The following is a 15521-nucleotide window of genomic DNA, read 5'->3' as shown; positions in this document are numbered from 1 at the left end:
CTCCACCGATCCACCGAAAGGCTCTTGTTGCCCCCCACCGAACCGGCGCCGCCCCGGAAGTCCATCCCCCACGTCGACTTCGCGCTGGACGACCTCGATGCCGACGAGGAGCGATACCTCGACTTCCACCGCAAGGTCGCTATCCACGAGGACATGCTCGTCCCCCTCGCCCAACACCACGACGGGCCACACAGCTACTACGTGCTGTTCGACCGCGCCGCCACTTGGGGCCCCGGCATGCCTCAAGTCTTGGCCGTTCACCTGCAACGAGACTACGAGAAGCAGACGTTCAGCTTCGAGCAGGCGGCGTTGCCGCTGCCCGCGATGGCGCAGTCCTGGCTCATCCACCGCGGCTGCCCACCCGACGCCATCAGTCTCGACCCCGACCTGGGCCCACCACCGGCGGACGAGGCCACGCGAGCACTGGAGCGACGCCTCGCCGAAGACGGCGACCGCTATGCCACGGGCTACTCCTATACCAGCGACGACCCCGACGACATGGTCATCGTCGTGGTTCTGCGTGCCCGGGACGAGCAAGCCCCCAGCCCGTTCCGCGTGGTGGTCGAGGAGGTCGACACGGGGACGTGGACGCACACCCTGCGCGAGGGCGGCTTCGACACGGCAGGGGAGGCCATGCAGTGGTGCGACGACCGCCTCACCGGCGAGGCCGGCCTTCTACCGCCAGTGCGTCCGGCAGCCACCGCCAGCCGCTCGGCTGGTGTCGCCAAGGCCCCCGCCCCGCGCCCCTCCGGCCGCTCACGCTGAGCGCTCAGCCCCACACGGGCGGCGCAACATAGCCGACGATCGCCGGTTAGCCAAACCGGCGATTCTCCGGACTCTTATACAGCCGCCGGAACAGCCCCCGCGGCCCCTTCCCCCGCATTCCCTGTGCCTTCACGGAGGTCTCTTCCGCATGCGCTCCACCCGAATCGCCATATCCGCGGCGATGCTCGGCGCGCTCGCACTGCCGGCGCTGTCCACAACCCCCGCCAGCGCCGCGACCGTACCCACCGCCATCCCCGCCGTGAGCTGCCACAACCTGCCGCCGCTCCCGTATGCGGTGCACGCCAAGGCCGTGACCATCCGGTCCAAGGCCAGTTCGAAGTCCACCGCGCTCGGCGTGCTCTACAAGAGCCACAAGTTCAGCGTGGCCAAGAAGAGCGGCAACTGGCTCTACATCACGGACAAGACGACCGGCGTCAAGGGCTGGGTCTCCGGCACGTACGTCTACCGCGACGTCCGCATGTGCCTGGACTGACCGGAATCCGGCACGCCCCGCTAAGCAGCGGGGGCGCCGAGTACAGCCGCCCCACACATTTCCCAGGCACCGGCCTTTCCAGAACAGGAGACCCCCTTTTGACTGACGGCATATCCGAGGAGTCTGCGGATGTCGTGGCCGTGCTCACCGAACGGATCGAGGCCCGCTTCGACATGGGCATGGACCAGCTGAAGGCCGCGGTCGCCGCCGCTCCGACCGCGAATCCCGACGCCACCGACGTCGTCAAGTGGCACGGCCTCCTCGTCGAGGCCCAGTCCGTGCTGGAGCGCGCGGAGGACGACCTCCTCGCAGCTCTTGAGACCCAGCCCAGCGAGGTCGACGACCCGACGACGGGCCTCGACGACCGGGTGAGCGCCGCGGTCACCACCCGCGACGGCCGGGCCATGGTCGTGCGTTGGCTCCTCGACCCGGACGCCCCGGGAAAGAAGGACCTCGCCGCAGAGCGCCTGGCCCGCCTCCGGCCCCGGAGCGGCCCGGCAGTGCAGACCAGCGCCCCCCACCGGCCGGCAGGGACATCCGCGCCGGCGTCGGCATGGCGGCCGGCAAGGTCCGCCCGATGAGCCGGGACAAGGCCAGCACCATGGACACCGACCTGCAGAAGGTCTTCGGGAGCCCGCTACCCGACCTGTACGAGGCAGCTTCCGGCCACGATGCTCCACCCGCGCTCGCCCGCGCTCTGGAGCTGCGCTCGTTCCTGGCGCTCACCGAGGAGCAGGTCGCCCGCGACCGCGTCCACGCCGACATGGATCCCGACCGTGACATGGGCGAACTGTCGGCGGACACGCTGCGCTTCGACGCGCAGTGGCTGGAAGCGGCACTGGAGGCCCGCGACGGCTACCGCGCCGCCCTCGGCGAGCTGCTGCGCACCATGCCCCCGCCTGACCGGCAGGCCCGGCCTGTCCGTACGGCACAGCTCAGGGCCACCGCCACCCTGCGCCCGTCTGCCGCCCCGGCACCCCAGCGTGCCGGGGCGGCCCGGGCCCGCCGACCGTGAAAGTCCCCGATTGCCCCACCTGACGTCCACCGACGTAGCCGGACGGATCGAGGACCTGTACGGCGCACCGCTCGCCGACCTCGAAGCCCACGCCCAGGACCAGCCACCCGGCATGCTCTCCGCCCTGCTCGGCATGCACGACACCCTCGCCCTGGCCGAGCGCAGCATCGACTTCCACCGCGACCACCTCACCCGGGCCCTTGACCCTGAGCGGCAGATCGGCCCCCAGGAGGTCCTCCACCTCCTCGACGGCGCCCGGCGGCTCGCCGAAGCCGTCGCCGTCCGCGAGACCCAGGCCACATCGGTCACCGCCGTCCTGCAGAGCCTGGCCCGCGTTTCAGCCCCGACGCCGCCGACTTCCTCACCGCCTGCTCCGGCGCCGCCTCTAATGCCCCCGAGTCCGGCGCGCAGCCGCTGACCCGCGGGCGACCCCCTTCTTCATTCACCCAGGAGTTTCTCCCTTGGCCATCACCGCTCTGCCCCCGGACACCGAGGCTGACATCGCCCGGGTCACCGAGGCCCTCGCCATGATCACCCCGCGCTGGAACGTGAGGATCCTGCTGGCCCTCTCCGGCCCGCCGCTGCGCTACAGCGAGCTGGCAGCCAAGGTGTCCTGGCTGCAGAACGGCCAGCTCCACCCCAAGCTCAAGTCGCTGTGCGACGCCGGCCTCGTCGAACGCACCGAACACACCGCACGCCACGTGACCTACGGCCACACCGAGCGAGCCACTGCCCTGCTGCCGGTCCTGCCGATGATCGTCACCTGGGCCGAGGAGCACCTGGAGAAGTCCGACCGTCCGCTGCCAGCGATCGAGCAGATCGAGGACAGCCTCACCCTGCTCACCCGGCGCCATGCCGCCGCCATCTTGTGGGTGCTCAAGTCGCGTGAGGAGGTCAGCGGCCGGGTTCTGGCCCGGATCGTGATGCCCAGCAGCGACTGGACCAACATCTATCCGCCGCTGCGCCAGCTCGTTGCCGACGGTCTGGCCGACACCGAGGGCCACGGCCGGCCCTACCGGCTGTCCGCCGCCGGCGACGCCCTGGGTCCCGTGCTCGGCACGCTGTCCGCCTGGTCCGCCGGACAGCCCCTCGACCAGGCGGCCCACCACCCCGTTTGGGGGCAGCCGCGGGCCAAGAGCAAGCCGAGGCCGTGGGTCAGCAGCCAGTCACGGCCGGCGCCCGCGGCGCTGCCACCCGCTCGGGCGGTTGGGTCGTCCCCGGCGTGGCACCACCGCGACCTCTTCTCGCACGCTGTCGCCGGCCGCCCGACGGCAGCCATCCCGGCGGGAGGCCCGCGCCGATGAGCACCTCCTTCACCCCTGCCGAAGCACGTCACGCAGTCGACCTGCTGGCCTCGCGCCCCTTGATCCGCCTGGTCACCGAGATCGACGACAACGGCGCCATACCGCCGCGACGGCTCGCCGGCACCCTGCCCGACCTTTCCGCGCACCAACTGCGCAGTGCATCCGACACGGCCCGCGCCCACGGCCTCGTCCGGGTCGCGCCCGGCACCGGTCTGGAACTCACGGACGCCGGAACGGAGCTGGCCGACTTGTACGACGCGCTAGCCCGGTGGGCGCGGCGCCACTCGGTCCCCGCCGCCGTCTGCGAGTTCAGCGGCCGTGTCCGTCATGTCCTCGGCCTGCTGGCACCATCGCTCACCCCCGAGAACGCCGACCGCCCCGGACCCCTGCCCGCCGTGCGCCCCATCGGTATGGAGGGTGAGGCGGAGCTGGTCCGTGTCCGCACGCTCCTGATCCAGTGGCTGGCCGGTAACCCCCAGGTGGTCGGGGCCGAGCCGGTGCGGGCCGCGTGAGCGCAGCGGTCACACCCCGGCACGCACGCCACCTGGCCGGGCTGGTGAGCAGCATCTACCTGCCGCGCACGGCGGACGCGGTGGCGTTCGCGATGTCCACCTACGGCATCCCGTTGCTCGTCCTGTCCACGACCCGCTCCGCCGCGCTGACCGGTGCCGCCTTCACCCTGGAGTGGATCCCACGCCTGGCAGCGTTCGGGTGGGCCGGATCGATGGTCGACCGGCGGGGCGCTGCGGTGGTCTTCCACCTCGCCTCCCTGGGACGGGCGCTGGTCCTCGTGGCCGGGGGGATTCTGCTCTACCTCTACCCGTCCGGTGCCGTGGCGAGCGTGACCGTGATGGTGCTCGCGGCGGCGACCGGTGTGCTCACCCAGTTCAGCTACGTGGCGGCCGAGACCGCAGGTGCCGCCGCCGGCCGCCGAGCGGGGCCTCGGGCTCACGGTGTCCAGGCCGTCCTGCTCGGCATCGACCAGACCGCGACCCTGGCCGGACCGGCGCTCGCCAGCGTGCTGTTGCTCGCAGGTCCGCCGTCGATGCTCGCGGTGGTCACCGGGTTCTCGCTGCTCGCCGCGCTGCTCGCCCTGCGCACACCGCCCTCGCCCGTCCTTCCGGCCCTCGCGCCGAAGGGGCGGCCCGGGGCAGGGCTGATCACCGGGTGGCGCACCATCCGCGCGCTTCCCGCGCTCGGCTGGCTGGTGGCCGGGCTGACCCTGTCCAACCTGGCCACCGGCCTTCTCCAGGCCGCCGGTCCCGTGATCGTCGTCCAGCACTTCGGGCAGTCCACCACAGCCGTCGGCCTGGTGTGGTCCGCCGCAGCGGCGGCCACCCTCGTGGCCGTGACCATCTGCCGGTTCGCGCTGGACCGCCGGGGCCTGTGGCCAGTGGGAGCAGCCTGCTCCGTCATCGCTTCGCTCGCCTGTCTCGCTGCCGCCCTGGCCCCCGACTACCTGTCCTACCTGGTCATGGTCGCGGTCCTGATGGCAGCCGATGGCGGCCTGGCGGTCGTCCTGCGCACCCTGCGCTCCCGCCTGATCCCCTCAGAGGCGTTCGGCAGCACCCTGTCGGCCACCATCCTCATCCTCCTGCTGCCCTTCCCGGTCGCCGGCGTGCTCACCGCGCTTACCCCGCCCGACGCGCTGGGCCACGTCATCACCGTCTGCGCCGCCCTGCAAACGCTCGGCCTGTTCTGCGCCTTCGCCCGCCTGCGCACCGACCCCGCCCTGCGCACCTAACGCGCCCCTGCCCGTGGAGAACCCCCTATGACCATCGCCGCCCTCGGGTCGCACCGAGCGACCGGCCGCACCATCACCGAGCAGTTCCACGCCTTCGACGCCGGCAACCCGCACGTATACCGCGCTCTGGAACGCATGGCCGTCCGCCGCCTGGCCGCCGGAGCCACCCGGATCAGCCTCGAGGACCTCTTCGAAGACCTTCGCCGCCAACTCCCCTACGGCGTCGCCGGACTGAACAACAACTTCACCGCTCTCTACGCCCGCCGCCTCATCGACGACCACCCCCACTGGGCCCACGCGTTCGAGCTGCGCCGACGCCGCGCCGCCTGAGACACCCCCCTTTTCCTGCCCTGCCGTCCTTCGATATGGAGAATCCCCTCTTGTCCGCTCGTCCTGTTGTGCTCGTCGTCGCTCCCGGAGATGAGAGCTACCGCGGCTACTGCCTTGAGCAGGTCGCCGCCGCCTACGACGTCGTGCTGCTCACCGGCACCGAACCCTCGTGGGAGAAGCCACACATCACTGATCACGCCGTCGTGGACCTCAGCGATCCTGCTGCGCTGCTGGCAGGGGGCCGCGCCCTGGCCGGACGCCACGACCTCACCGGTGTCATGACCTGGGACGAGTGGAGCGTGGTCCCGACCGCCCGCCTCGCCCGCCAACTCGGCTTGCCCACCACCGCACCCGAAGTGATGCAGGGGTGCCGCAACAAGGCCACCGCTCGGTCGCTGTTCGCCCGCCACGGCGTGCCCTCAGCCGCTTCAGTGAGCGTGCGTAGCCACCAGGAGGCCGAAGCCGCCGCCGAACGGATCGGCTACCCCGTGGTGCTGAAGCCCGCCTCACACGCGGGTGCCATCGGCGTGCGCCGCGTCGATGACCGTGATCAGCTCACGGCCGCCTACCAGGCAGCCGATCGCACGGCCGGGCAGGGCACCGAGAGCACCAGCGTCCTCGTCGAGGAGTTCCTCGACGGGCCGGAGATATCCGTGGAGTGCGTCACCTACCGCGGCAACACCACTGTGGTCGCGGTCAACCGCAAGACCCTCAGCCCTCCGCCGCACTTCGAGCAGCTGGCCCACAGCGTGGACGCCGCCGACCCGCTCCCGGAGACCGTTGCGCCGGCCGCCCGGGCGGCGATCAACGCCCTCGGCATCACCGACGGCGTCAGCCACATCGAGATGCGCCTCGTCGACGGCAGACCCCGCCTCATCGAGGTCAACGCCCGTCTGGCCGGAGACATGATCTGCCACCTCGTGCGTCTCGCCACCGGCATCGACCTGGCCCGTGCCGCCGCCGACATCGCCTGCGGCCGTGCCCCCGACCTCACGCCCACCAGGTCCTCGGCCGCCGCCATCCGGCTCCTCTACCCGGACACCTCCGGCACCCTCACCCACCTCACCTACGACGGGCTCCGCCCGCAATGGCTGGACCGGGTGCGCTTCCAGTGCCGCGCCGGCGACCAGCTCCTCCTCCCCACCGACGGAGGAAACCTGTACACGGGGCGGCTCGGCTACCTCATCACCACCGCCGCCACCAGCAAGGAGGCGCGTGCACGCGCCGAGCGGGCCGCTCGTGCCGTCGTCGCGGTCCTCGACCAGACCCCCGGCACCCGCAGCACCGCGGCGTGAGCATGGTGTCTGCGTCCGACCGGCACAGCCGCGCGCTGCTGACCGGGTACTTCCTCGGCCTCGGGGCCATCATGGCGGTGTGGGGCGCCCGGATGCCTGCCGTGCAGCAGGCTGCCCACCTCAGCACCGCAGGGCTGGCCTTGGTCCTGCTAGCCGCCGCCGTCGGTATGGTCGCCGGGCTTCAGCTCGGAGGCCGCTACGCCCACCCGGCGCGGCTACCGACGCTGCTCAGCACAGGGGCCCTTGCCCTGGCCGGATGCCTCGTCCTTGTGGGCCAAGGCGAGAGCCTGTCCGCGTTGCTGGCGGCGGCTCTCGCGTTCGGCCTTGTGCACGGCGTCCTCGATGTCGCCGCCAACACTGCGGCCGTCCGATGCCAAACGGCCTTCGGCCGGCCCATCATGTCTGGTCTTCACGCCGCATACTCCCTCGGCGCCCTCGCCGGCGCCGCCCTGGCCGCCCTCACCTCCCACGCCGCGCACAGCACTCTCTTCACCGCAACAGGCGCCCTCCTGGCCGGCGTCGCGGTTGCTGCGGTGCCGGTCACCCGACGCTTGAGCGGCGCGGACCGCCCCGCAACGCCCGCAGGCGCCGGGAAGCTGCCCCTGGTTTCGTCGCCTGGAAGGCTCTGGCTTCTGGCCGCGCTGGCCGCTGCGAGCCTGCTGGGGGAGGGAGCCGCCGCCGACTGGGCCGCCGTGCACCTGCACACCCTGGGCGCCCCGACGGCCGCGAGCGCCACCGCGTTCGCGCTGTACAGCGCAGCCATGGCCGCGGGACGGCTGACCGGAGACCGGCTCACCGCCGCCTTCGGCGCACCGACAGTCGTACGGGCCGGAGCCGTTCTAGCCACGACCGGACTCACCATCGGCGTCATCGGAAGAAGCACCCCGCTGGCGCTGGCCGGGTGGGCGGTCTTCGGACTCGGCCTGTCCACCACCGTCCCCTCGCTCATCACCGCGGCCGGAGCCGGAGGAGCCAAGGCCGTGGCCACGGTCACCGCCACCGGCTACCTCGGCCTCCTCGCCGGACCGGCCCTCATCGGTGCCCTGGCCAGCGCCACCACCCTGTCCACGGCCCTGCTGCTGCCCGCCCTCCTCGCAGCAACTGTCGCCGCCCTCGCCCATCGCGCCCTGGAGAACACCACCCCTTGACCCCCGCCACCGCCCAGGGCCTGGACGCCGTCATCCTCGACTACAACGGCGTCATCGGCCTGCAACCCACCACCGACCAGTGGCTCCGCCTGGCCCACACCGCCCTGTGGCCCGAGGACCTCCCCGCCTTCCAGAACGCCTTCTGGAACGCTCGCTCCGCCTACGACGCCGGGCAGCTCAGCGACCTCGCGTACTGGGCCACGGTCCTCGGCCACCACCCCGGCGCCCGACGGCTGCGTGAACTCCGCGACGCCGACACCGACATGTGGACGTCCACCGACGACCGCGTCGTGCAAGTCCTGGAGTACGCCCGTGAGTCCGGGCTGCCGCTGGTCCTGCTGTCGAACGCACCCCGCCACCTCAGCGACGTCCTCGACCGCCACCGTGGCGCCGCCTGATGACCCACGCCTTCTACTCGGACCGGCTCCAGGTATGCAAACCCGACCCGGCCGCCTACCAGCACGCGATGAACGCCACCGGAGTGCGCGATTCACAACGCGTCCTCTTCGTGGACGACCGGGCCGACAACTGCCACGCCGCCCGACGCCTGGGCCTGCGCACCCTGCACTACACCGGCCGCCCCACCGACCTCGCAGCCGCCCTGCAGTCCCCCAACTGACCCCGCCTCCCCCCCCAGGATTCAGTGCCTCGCGACGACCACGACACCATCGACGGCGACGTCTACATCTCCCCACGCCACCTGGCCCGATCCACAGCGGTCGGTGACCCCGGCCTCGACCCGCTGCGCGACCTCGGCTGGGACCTGCACCACGACGACCTCGGCAACGCGCACCTCACGGCACCCGACGGCAAGGTCCGCCTCGGCTATCTCCCCGAAGGCGATGACGACGGACTGTGGCGCATCAACGCCTACAAGGACGCCTTCGGCCCACCGGCCTGGGGCGTCTGCTTCAACGACGCCGCGCCCACGGAGTTCGTCACCGCCTTCACCACCGCCCTCGCCGAGGCGTACCGGCAGGGCCCGGGCCACTACCTCGCCCGGCCGGTCGCCGACAGCGCCGACCACAACCCGTTCCTGGCCGTCGCCCCCCTCATCAACCACGGTTGGCAGCTCGACCGCCCGCACCCGAGCACCTTCGCGATCACCGCACCCGACGGCCTCGCCACGCTGGAGTACACCACCGGCGACCTCGACCCGGCGATCGAACTGGAAACCCGCGACGCCCGCTGGCACCTGTGGGCCGGCACGTCCCCGGCCCGGCCCTTCTGGTACGCCACGGCCAGCACCGACACCCCCGCCGCCCTCCTGCGAGCCGTGACCGAAGCCGTGGCCGACCCCGCACCCCTTCCCCGCTGGCGGGCCGACACCGACAGCTACGTCAAGGACCACGCCCGGCTCTCCCCGATCCTCCCGCCGAGTCCGCCGTCACCCACCCCGCTCGACGTCCAGCGGGCCGCCGCTTCCCGCCGCCCGGCCGCGCTGCCCGCGGTCAGCGTTCCGCGCTGGAGCACCACGAGCCGACCTGCCCTGCCCGGCCCACGCCGCTGACCCCAGCCCACCCCCCGACCGGAGACCCTCGTGTCCCTGCAGGCCCCCGAGTTCTTCACCGAGCTGTCCCTCCCCTTCCACGACCACACCGTCGTGGGCAACACCTACTACGCCGCTCCCGTCCCGGGCACACCGCTACGGCTTCGGATCGACTTCACCCGCACCATCTACGCGGACACCTATGGCGGGCTGGGTGTCGCAGTCGTCCACCCGGACCGCGGGGAGATCGACGCGGTGGCGCTCAGCTTCCTGGACCACGGAACCTTCCACCGCCGCGACGAAGCCACCAACACCCGGCCGAATACCCAGCAGTACGGCACCTTCGACAAATACCACCGCCCCGGCCGCCCGCCATGGGACGGGGCCGTCACCACCGGGCTGCGCGACGCCATCGAGCAGTACACCGCCATCTGGTTCCCCGGCGCCTGGCCCGCTTCCACGCCCAAGCGCCGGGCCAGCCGCACGCCGCGCAGCACCCCGGTCCCACCGGCCACCCCCGCCGGGGCCCGGACCCGCTGAGCCTTATCCCGGTGACGGTGCCCACGCACCGCATCCCGCGCCACCTGACCAGCAGGAGCCTCTCATCGTGTGGCCGCCCCCCGCGAACCACGCCGCTGGCCGCACCTGCTGACCCTCCGACCGATCAAGGAGTCTCTTTCCTCGTGCACGCACGTCCCGTCCGATCAGCCGTCGTCCTCGCCATAGCGGCGGCCGGCACCCTCGCCTGGGCACCGGCCGCGAGCGCAGAGCCCACCAAACCGACCCCCTCGGCTTCCGCCGTCCCGGCCGAGACCCCGGCCACGGACGCGGGCAGCATCGAGATCACCACGAAGGACACGGCCGGAGACGTCCTGCCCGGCGCCGTGTTCCTGCTGCTCGACTCCGCAGGGCAGGAAGCCGGAAGCGGAAGGACCGACACACAGGGGAAGCTGACCTTCCCCGGCCTCGCGCCCGGCGTCTACCGGCTCAAGGAAACGGCCTCCGGCAGCCCGCTCCACGACGTCGTCGCCGACCAGGACGTCATCGTCACCCCAGGCGCGACCACACGGATCACGATCACCGACCCATTCAAGGCCGCCAAGGTCCTGCTGCAGGCCAGGGACGACAAAACCGGCAAACTACTGACCGGAGCCACGGTCAACATCGGCAGCGGCGACAAAACCTTCCTGACGCTCACCACCGGTTCCAACGGCACGGCCAGCGGCAATCTCGCCATTAACTCCCGCACGGGCAGCCATTTCTGGGCCAAGCAGGTGAAGGCACCCGCCGGCTACAACATCTACAAGCCCTCGAAGGAGTTCGAGGCTAAGCCGGGCGACCCCGTGACCGTAACCATCACCAACGCCAAGACCGCCACCACCCTGCCGCCCACGGAGAAGCCGACCGCCAAGCCCGCCGAGAAGCCGAGCGACAAGCCCTCCCCGAGCCAGCACGGCGAGCACCAGGATGCTCCGGCTCCGTCCGCCTCGCACACTCCGACAGCCGACGAGACCGCGTCGAGCACCGCGGCGCCTGCCTCCGCGGGCTCGCTCGCGCACACCGGCGCCGACGCCACCCCGTGGCTCATCGGAGGCGCCGGAGCCCTGATCGCCACAGGCGCAGGCGCCGTCGCCATAGCCCGCCGCCGGCGCATGGACAACTCCACCGGCGATGGGCCCGCCGAGAGCTGAACCATCCGCCTCACGGCACAAAGCCCCCGGAACTGGGTGAACTCCGGGGGCTTCGGCATGTGTAACCGGAGGTGCTGCGGCTTCCTGGCAGCCCTTGAAATCCAGTGACGGCGCTTTGTCGGGGCTGTTGGCTGTATCCCGGAAACCCTCTCCGCTCCGTCCGCCGTCCACGTGCGGTCGGTGCGCAGCGTGCCCCGGTGCACGGCGATGCCACTGACGCCTGTTCACCGTCAGGGGTGGATTCGAGGTCTCCTTGGTGTCGTGCGGTGTCGAACGCCAGCGAGAACGCGCAGGGGAGCGGCAATCGCTCTGCTATCCATGCCCTTGGCCGAGTTCGAGCGCCGGGACCAGTACAGCCGCCGCGTCGCAGTCGGTGCAGGCGCGAGCGCCCTCTCGCATCAGAGCGTCCAGGGCTTCCTGCGCGCCCAGCTCCGTTCCACCCCCTACGGCGTGGCGGCATGTGGCGTCGTGCACGACCGTCCGGCCACGGCGTCCAGGCGCAGGGCGGACCACCCAGCCGGGGGCCGGCCGCGGTGAAGGGGCGGGAAGACGTCGGGTCGGCACGCCGGACAGATCCACTCCTTCGACGGGCGTCAGCTGCCGATCGGTCACCCAGACCGTGTACTCGGCCGCCTCGCCCCCGTCCGGGCGCGCAATCCAGGAGGGGACGCCCACGAGGTATCGCCACGGATGAGGGCCGGCTACCTCCTGGCGTGCGTGGAGCCGGGCCCGTACGGTCTGCCCGTCCGGCAAAGCCAGTGCAATTTCGGCCGGAGAGGACTCGGTCGCCCGTCGGTCACTACGCGGGCTGGCCACCTAACGAGCCTCTGGTTCCAACTCTCGCGCCGAGGAACGCAGTGCTGCTCGCTGCCCGGTGCCGGCCTGCTGCCAGTAGGGGTGCCGCCACACCTGGACCGACAGCTGCAGAAGGCGGCGGCGCAGGGGTGTCGTCCGCTGGCGATTGGCCGGGTCGGCGAGGCTTCGATAGGTCCGGTCCCAGGCTCGCTGCGCGGCGACCAAGTCCTCGGGGAAGGCAGAACAACGCATACGCCTATTGCATCACGTGTTCGATTTTTGGCGCATCCTCGCAGGTGAGGATGCCTCTTCGCGTAGGTGACTGGGCGTGCTATCCGGCGTCGTTCGTCGCCCCCTTGCTCAGCCGAAGGGTACGAACGGTTGCGAGCCGCCGTCGAGAGCTTGTGGTGGGCGATCCGTCGTCCGATGGGGCGGCCATCACCTGTGGGTCGGGCGCTGCTGGGGCAGGTGTCCGTACCGGTCGTTGCCCTGCCGCTGCTCAGGGGTTGCACGGACGGGTGACCCGAGGGCGTGTCGGCGAACTGCCTATGTCCCGGTGGGCGAGGCTCCGGCCATGGAGTAGGTAGGGGTTTGGGTAGCAGACGATCGGTTCGACCTCACCGCCTTGAATATCGCGTTCGCAGGGCTGCCCGTCGTTAGCGCGTCAGTCGAGTTGGTGAACTCCTGGTCAGGCGATCTGGAAGAGCTGGCAGCGGACCTGCTGGAACGGTTCGCCGATGACGTGTCGTGGTGCCGGGTCGCCAACGACGTCCACTCCGTGACCGAGGATTCGGCCGAAATTCGGCTGACTCCCCGGCCGGACGACCCGGGCTGGCATGCGGAGCTCTTTCACGCCGAGGGCTGGAAGAGTCGGCAAGGCGCGCGCATTCCTGCGGAGTGCCGGTGGCAGTACGCCAGGTACGCCGACCGCCGGCACGAGGCCCGCGAGAGCTGCCTTGAGGTAGCGGATCTACGCGCGGCTGCAGCTAAGGATGGTGCTGCAGGTGTAGACAACCTGGTGCGGCACCAGCAGGCACAGCTTGCCGAGTGGTACGCCGCCCTGGACGAGTTCGTCTCCTCGGTACACACCGCCGAGAGCATTCCCGAGTGGGCCGTCCTGGTGGCCAAAGACGAGCTCATGGACTGGCATCGGACCCGCGAGTACCTGACAAGCGCTGTTGTGGAGTATCACCACGGTGACGTCGGGCCACGTCCCGACACGGTGTTCGGCAACCTGTGCTTCCGCTTCTCGACGGCCGAGTTGGAGCTGGCGCCCTCTCCGGCTCACTAGCCGCGATCATTTACGAGCCCACAGGAGTGGGCTCCCGACGCAACGGCTGCGCCCTGCCATCAGATTCCTCGCTGGGCACGCCCCCAGCAGAGGCGAGGTGCTCGCCGGACAGGTAGGGCACAGCGCACGCCGGCATTGGCCTCGCCGGGAGGAGCGCGGGGCTTGGCTGTCAGTGCCAGTTAGGGAACTCAGTCACCGCGTGGATCTGCTTACGGCCGCTCGGGCCAGAAGATCGATGTTGGGAGCCGGGCGGGAGGGAGCTGCACCGCCAGGATCGGTCCGAGGGCCGCTGCGGCAGCGCGGAGAGCGTCGTCGTGGGAGCCGGAGCCAAGGACCTCCGCGGAGCATGCAGGGCAGTCGCCGGGGTGGCGGGCGTGACCGGCGCTGCGATCTCCGGAGTCTCGGACATGTACGAAGGCGTCGGCGGGAAAGTCGGCCCGGATGGCGTGCCAGATCCCGACGCGTTCGTTGTCGGGCAGCCCGGCCGCTACCGCCGGTCGCATCGGCGGCAGCAGATGTTCGTGGTCCTGGACGAGGAAGACCCGGTCCGTGAAGTCAGCACTGTCTCCCTCCGGGCGCTCGTGCTCCAGCCACGTCCGGGCCTCCGCTCGGGTGCCCGGGCCCCACAGGTACTCCGTGGGGAACTGGGTGGTCTCGTAGTGGGTATCGAACTCCGCCCAGTGCTCGTCATTCCAGCGACTGCCCGGGATGAAGGGGACGGCCCGCACCACGAGATGCTGGTACTCGTCGTCCTCCTGATCTTTCAGGGAGTCGGGGGCGCTGAGTGCACCGGCGGGCTCCATCCGCGTCCGCCCGGAACTGTTCCAGCTCAGCACGGCGATCTCCCGGCGAAGAGGGGCCGGGTACAGTCGCCCGTCGGGAGTGGCCTGCCCCCACAGCTGGTTGATCAGCTCCGCCAGGTCCCGCACCGTTCGGGCAGCACCGACGGGGGTGTCGACGTGATGGCCGGACGGATGGGCGACGTGGTTACGCAGCTTGGCCAGCGCCTCTTCGACTGCGCGACTGCGCCGCCCGCGAAGCAGCCCCGCCGTCCGCGCCCACTGGCGGAGCCCGTGCAACGTCCCGTTGAACTCGATGACGTGGGTGCCGACGACCAGCTTCGCGCGTCGCCGCATCATTCTGTCCGCACGCTTCTTGACGTCGTCATACGACGCGACGGTGTAGGAGACGTCCGGGGTCTGGGGCCCGCGGAAGATGACGGTGCCGGCGCACCATTCCATGAAGCGGTCGCGCAGCGCCTGCTCGTAGATGAGCAGGGCTTGGTCGCCGACCATGGTGTACACGTCGTAACACAGCACGCCATAGGCGAAGACGGTGCGCAGCCGCTCGAAGGAGTCGCGTGTGCCGGCTGCGACACCTGTCGCCAGGTCGCAGTCGGCGATCTGCCGTTGCTGGAACTCCGCAGCGTCCTCGGGCCTCATACGGCCGCCAAGCCCGTAAGGACTGAAGGCCAGCGACAGGTCCTCCGCAGCGCGCAACTCCGCAAGCGGCCGAATGTCCATGTGCCTATCCTCTCGATGGGAAACGGGCCAGCATGCACCTCCAGGCCCCGTGACCGCCACCCTCTTTCCTTGAATGGCTTTGTGAGTTCGACGAAAGCGACTCGGATCAGCAGTTCTGTCCGTGGACATCGAACCCAGTCGTTTGCCATCGAACCGAGTCGTGCCGCAGCCGGCGTGCCCAGAACCACGAAACGAACGAGGGCCGACGGGAAGCCGTCAGCCCTCTGGTCAGCCATCCCACAGCACAGCACGCCCTGCTGCCCATCAGCCGCCGAGCGTCCCCATGCACGTCATGCACCGGCTCGTCGCCCGCAGTTGCGAGTTCCCCCCAGTGGCGATGGCTGGGTTGCTTTCGCTGATACGGCCCCAATCTCCGGGGGACGGATCGAGGACCCAACCCCACTTCGGGGGCTGCACCTCGTCTTCTGTCATGTGATTGCAGGCGCCTGGAACGTGCGCCTTACCATTCTGTTTGATCAAGATGGCGTTGCCGGGGAACCGCCGCCACTCCTGTCGAACACGCCTTTCCTCCGGGTGTGCCTTACTGGCTCTAACAAAAGCTGCTGATCATGAGGCTGTCGGCCTCTCTGCTCGTATGTATGGGCATGGGGAACCGTCAGTCGCGGCCGTGGATCGTG

General features: G+C 70.7%; 17 protein-coding genes and 1 pseudogene. 16 read left to right on the top strand and 2 right to left on the bottom strand.

Annotated elements, in window-relative coordinates:
- Positions 1-24 precede the first annotated feature (24 nt).
- From ACGF3J_RS36020 to ACGF3J_RS35950, 15 genes and pseudogenes are all read left to right on the top strand, one after another.
- Positions 25-765: a hypothetical protein gene (locus ACGF3J_RS36020; protein ID WP_393855729.1), complete on the top strand. Its 741-nt coding sequence runs from the start codon at positions 25-27 to the stop codon at positions 763-765.
- A gap of 181 nt (positions 766-946) precedes the next feature.
- Complete coding sequence (locus tag ACGF3J_RS36015; RefSeq protein WP_393855806.1) at positions 947-1258, top strand: SH3 domain-containing protein; 312 nt, start codon at positions 947-949, stop codon at positions 1256-1258.
- A 98-nt stretch (positions 1259-1356) separates the two neighbouring features.
- Complete coding sequence (locus tag ACGF3J_RS36010) at positions 1357-1839, top strand: hypothetical protein (RefSeq protein ID WP_393855728.1); 483 nt, start codon at positions 1357-1359, stop codon at positions 1837-1839.
- Positions 1836-2273 (top strand): hypothetical protein, encoded by a 438-nt coding sequence (locus ACGF3J_RS36005; RefSeq protein ID WP_393855727.1) that lies wholly within the window; start codon positions 1836-1838, stop codon positions 2271-2273. The genes ACGF3J_RS36010 and ACGF3J_RS36005 overlap by 4 nt, the downstream gene beginning before the upstream one ends.
- 10 nt (positions 2274-2283) lie before the next feature.
- Entirely contained in the window at positions 2284-2691 is a 408-nt protein-coding gene (locus tag ACGF3J_RS36000) for a hypothetical protein (protein WP_393855726.1), read from the top strand.
- A gap of 43 nt (positions 2692-2734) precedes the next feature.
- Positions 2735-3577 (top strand): winged helix-turn-helix transcriptional regulator, encoded by an 843-nt coding sequence (locus ACGF3J_RS35995; protein ID WP_393855725.1) that lies wholly within the window; start codon positions 2735-2737, stop codon positions 3575-3577.
- Positions 3574-4089, top strand: a complete 516-nt coding sequence (locus tag ACGF3J_RS35990) for a regulator (RefSeq protein WP_393855724.1) — start codon at positions 3574-3576, stop codon at positions 4087-4089. Before ACGF3J_RS35995 ends, ACGF3J_RS35990 begins: the two co-directional genes overlap by 4 nt.
- Complete coding sequence (locus tag ACGF3J_RS35985; protein ID WP_393855723.1) at positions 4086-5321, top strand: MFS transporter; 1236 nt, start codon at positions 4086-4088, stop codon at positions 5319-5321. Before ACGF3J_RS35990 ends, ACGF3J_RS35985 begins: the two co-directional genes overlap by 4 nt.
- A gap of 27 nt (positions 5322-5348) precedes the next feature.
- Positions 5349-5651, top strand: coding sequence for a hypothetical protein (locus ACGF3J_RS35980; RefSeq protein ID WP_393855722.1), 303 nt, complete (start codon positions 5349-5351; stop codon positions 5649-5651).
- 35 nt (positions 5652-5686) lie between these two features.
- Positions 5687-6946, top strand: a complete 1260-nt coding sequence (locus ACGF3J_RS35975) for an acetyl-CoA carboxylase biotin carboxylase subunit family protein (protein WP_393855721.1) — start codon at positions 5687-5689, stop codon at positions 6944-6946.
- A 2-nt stretch (positions 6947-6948) separates the two neighbouring features.
- A complete protein-coding gene (locus ACGF3J_RS35970; RefSeq protein WP_393855805.1) occupies positions 6949-8094 on the top strand; it encodes an MFS transporter in 1146 nt (381 codons plus the stop codon).
- Positions 8091-8713, top strand: a pseudogene (locus tag ACGF3J_RS35965) (HAD family hydrolase). The gene ACGF3J_RS35970 and the pseudogene ACGF3J_RS35965 overlap by 4 nt, the downstream one beginning before the upstream one ends.
- Positions 8714-8737: 24 nt before the next feature.
- Complete coding sequence (locus ACGF3J_RS35960; RefSeq protein WP_393855720.1) at positions 8738-9604, top strand: DUF317 domain-containing protein; 867 nt, start codon at positions 8738-8740, stop codon at positions 9602-9604.
- A 30-nt stretch (positions 9605-9634) separates the two neighbouring features.
- Entirely contained in the window at positions 9635-10123 is a 489-nt protein-coding gene (locus ACGF3J_RS35955; protein WP_393855719.1) for a hypothetical protein, read from the top strand.
- Between the two features lie 143 nt (positions 10124-10266).
- Positions 10267-11274, top strand: a complete 1008-nt coding sequence (locus ACGF3J_RS35950; RefSeq protein ID WP_393855718.1) for a SpaA isopeptide-forming pilin-related protein — start codon at positions 10267-10269, stop codon at positions 11272-11274.
- A 312-nt stretch (positions 11275-11586) separates the two neighbouring features.
- On the opposite strand, the gene ACGF3J_RS35945 is transcribed toward ACGF3J_RS35950, so the two are convergent.
- Positions 11587-11787, bottom strand: coding sequence for a DUF6233 domain-containing protein (locus tag ACGF3J_RS35945; protein ID WP_393855804.1), 201 nt, complete (start codon positions 11785-11787; stop codon positions 11587-11589).
- A 907-nt stretch (positions 11788-12694) separates the two neighbouring features.
- Between ACGF3J_RS35945 and ACGF3J_RS35940 the strand changes: the two genes are divergently transcribed.
- A complete protein-coding gene (locus ACGF3J_RS35940; protein WP_393855717.1) occupies positions 12695-13360 on the top strand; it encodes a hypothetical protein in 666 nt (221 codons plus the stop codon).
- Positions 13361-13569: 209 nt separating this feature from the next.
- Here the strand turns inward: ACGF3J_RS35940 and ACGF3J_RS35935 are convergent, their stop codons facing one another.
- Positions 13570-14883, bottom strand: coding sequence for a hypothetical protein (locus ACGF3J_RS35935; RefSeq protein WP_393855716.1), 1314 nt, complete (start codon positions 14881-14883; stop codon positions 13570-13572).
- Positions 14884-15521 lie beyond the last annotated feature (638 nt).

Origin of the sequence: Streptomyces sp. NPDC048171 (assembly GCF_043202655.1) — a bacterium.
Lineage (GTDB): Bacteria > Actinomycetota > Actinomycetes > Streptomycetales > Streptomycetaceae > Streptomyces.
Note: the sequence above shows the minus strand (reverse complement) of the source record. Positions and strands in the feature narration are given on the sequence as shown.

Bases quoted from the DNA above. Each gene is read 5' to 3' on its own strand.
- ACGF3J_RS35975 (WP_393855721.1), top strand. From the start codon at position 5,687: ATGGAGAATCCCCTCTTGTCCGCTCGTCCTGTTGTGCTCGTCGTCGCT.
- ACGF3J_RS36015 (WP_393855806.1), top strand. From the start codon at position 947: ATGCTCGGCGCGCTCGCACTGCCGGCGCTGTCCACAACCCCCGCCAGC.
- ACGF3J_RS35935 (WP_393855716.1), bottom strand. From the start codon at position 14,883: ATGGACATTCGGCCGCTTGCGGAGTTGCGCGCTGCGGAGGACCTGTCG.
- ACGF3J_RS36005 (WP_393855727.1), top strand. From the start codon at position 1,836: ATGAGCCGGGACAAGGCCAGCACCATGGACACCGACCTGCAGAAGGTC.
- ACGF3J_RS35990 (WP_393855724.1), top strand. From the start codon at position 3,574: ATGAGCACCTCCTTCACCCCTGCCGAAGCACGTCACGCAGTCGACCTG.
- ACGF3J_RS35970 (WP_393855805.1), top strand. From the start codon at position 6,949: ATGGTGTCTGCGTCCGACCGGCACAGCCGCGCGCTGCTGACCGGGTAC.
- ACGF3J_RS35980 (WP_393855722.1), top strand. From the start codon at position 5,349: ATGACCATCGCCGCCCTCGGGTCGCACCGAGCGACCGGCCGCACCATC.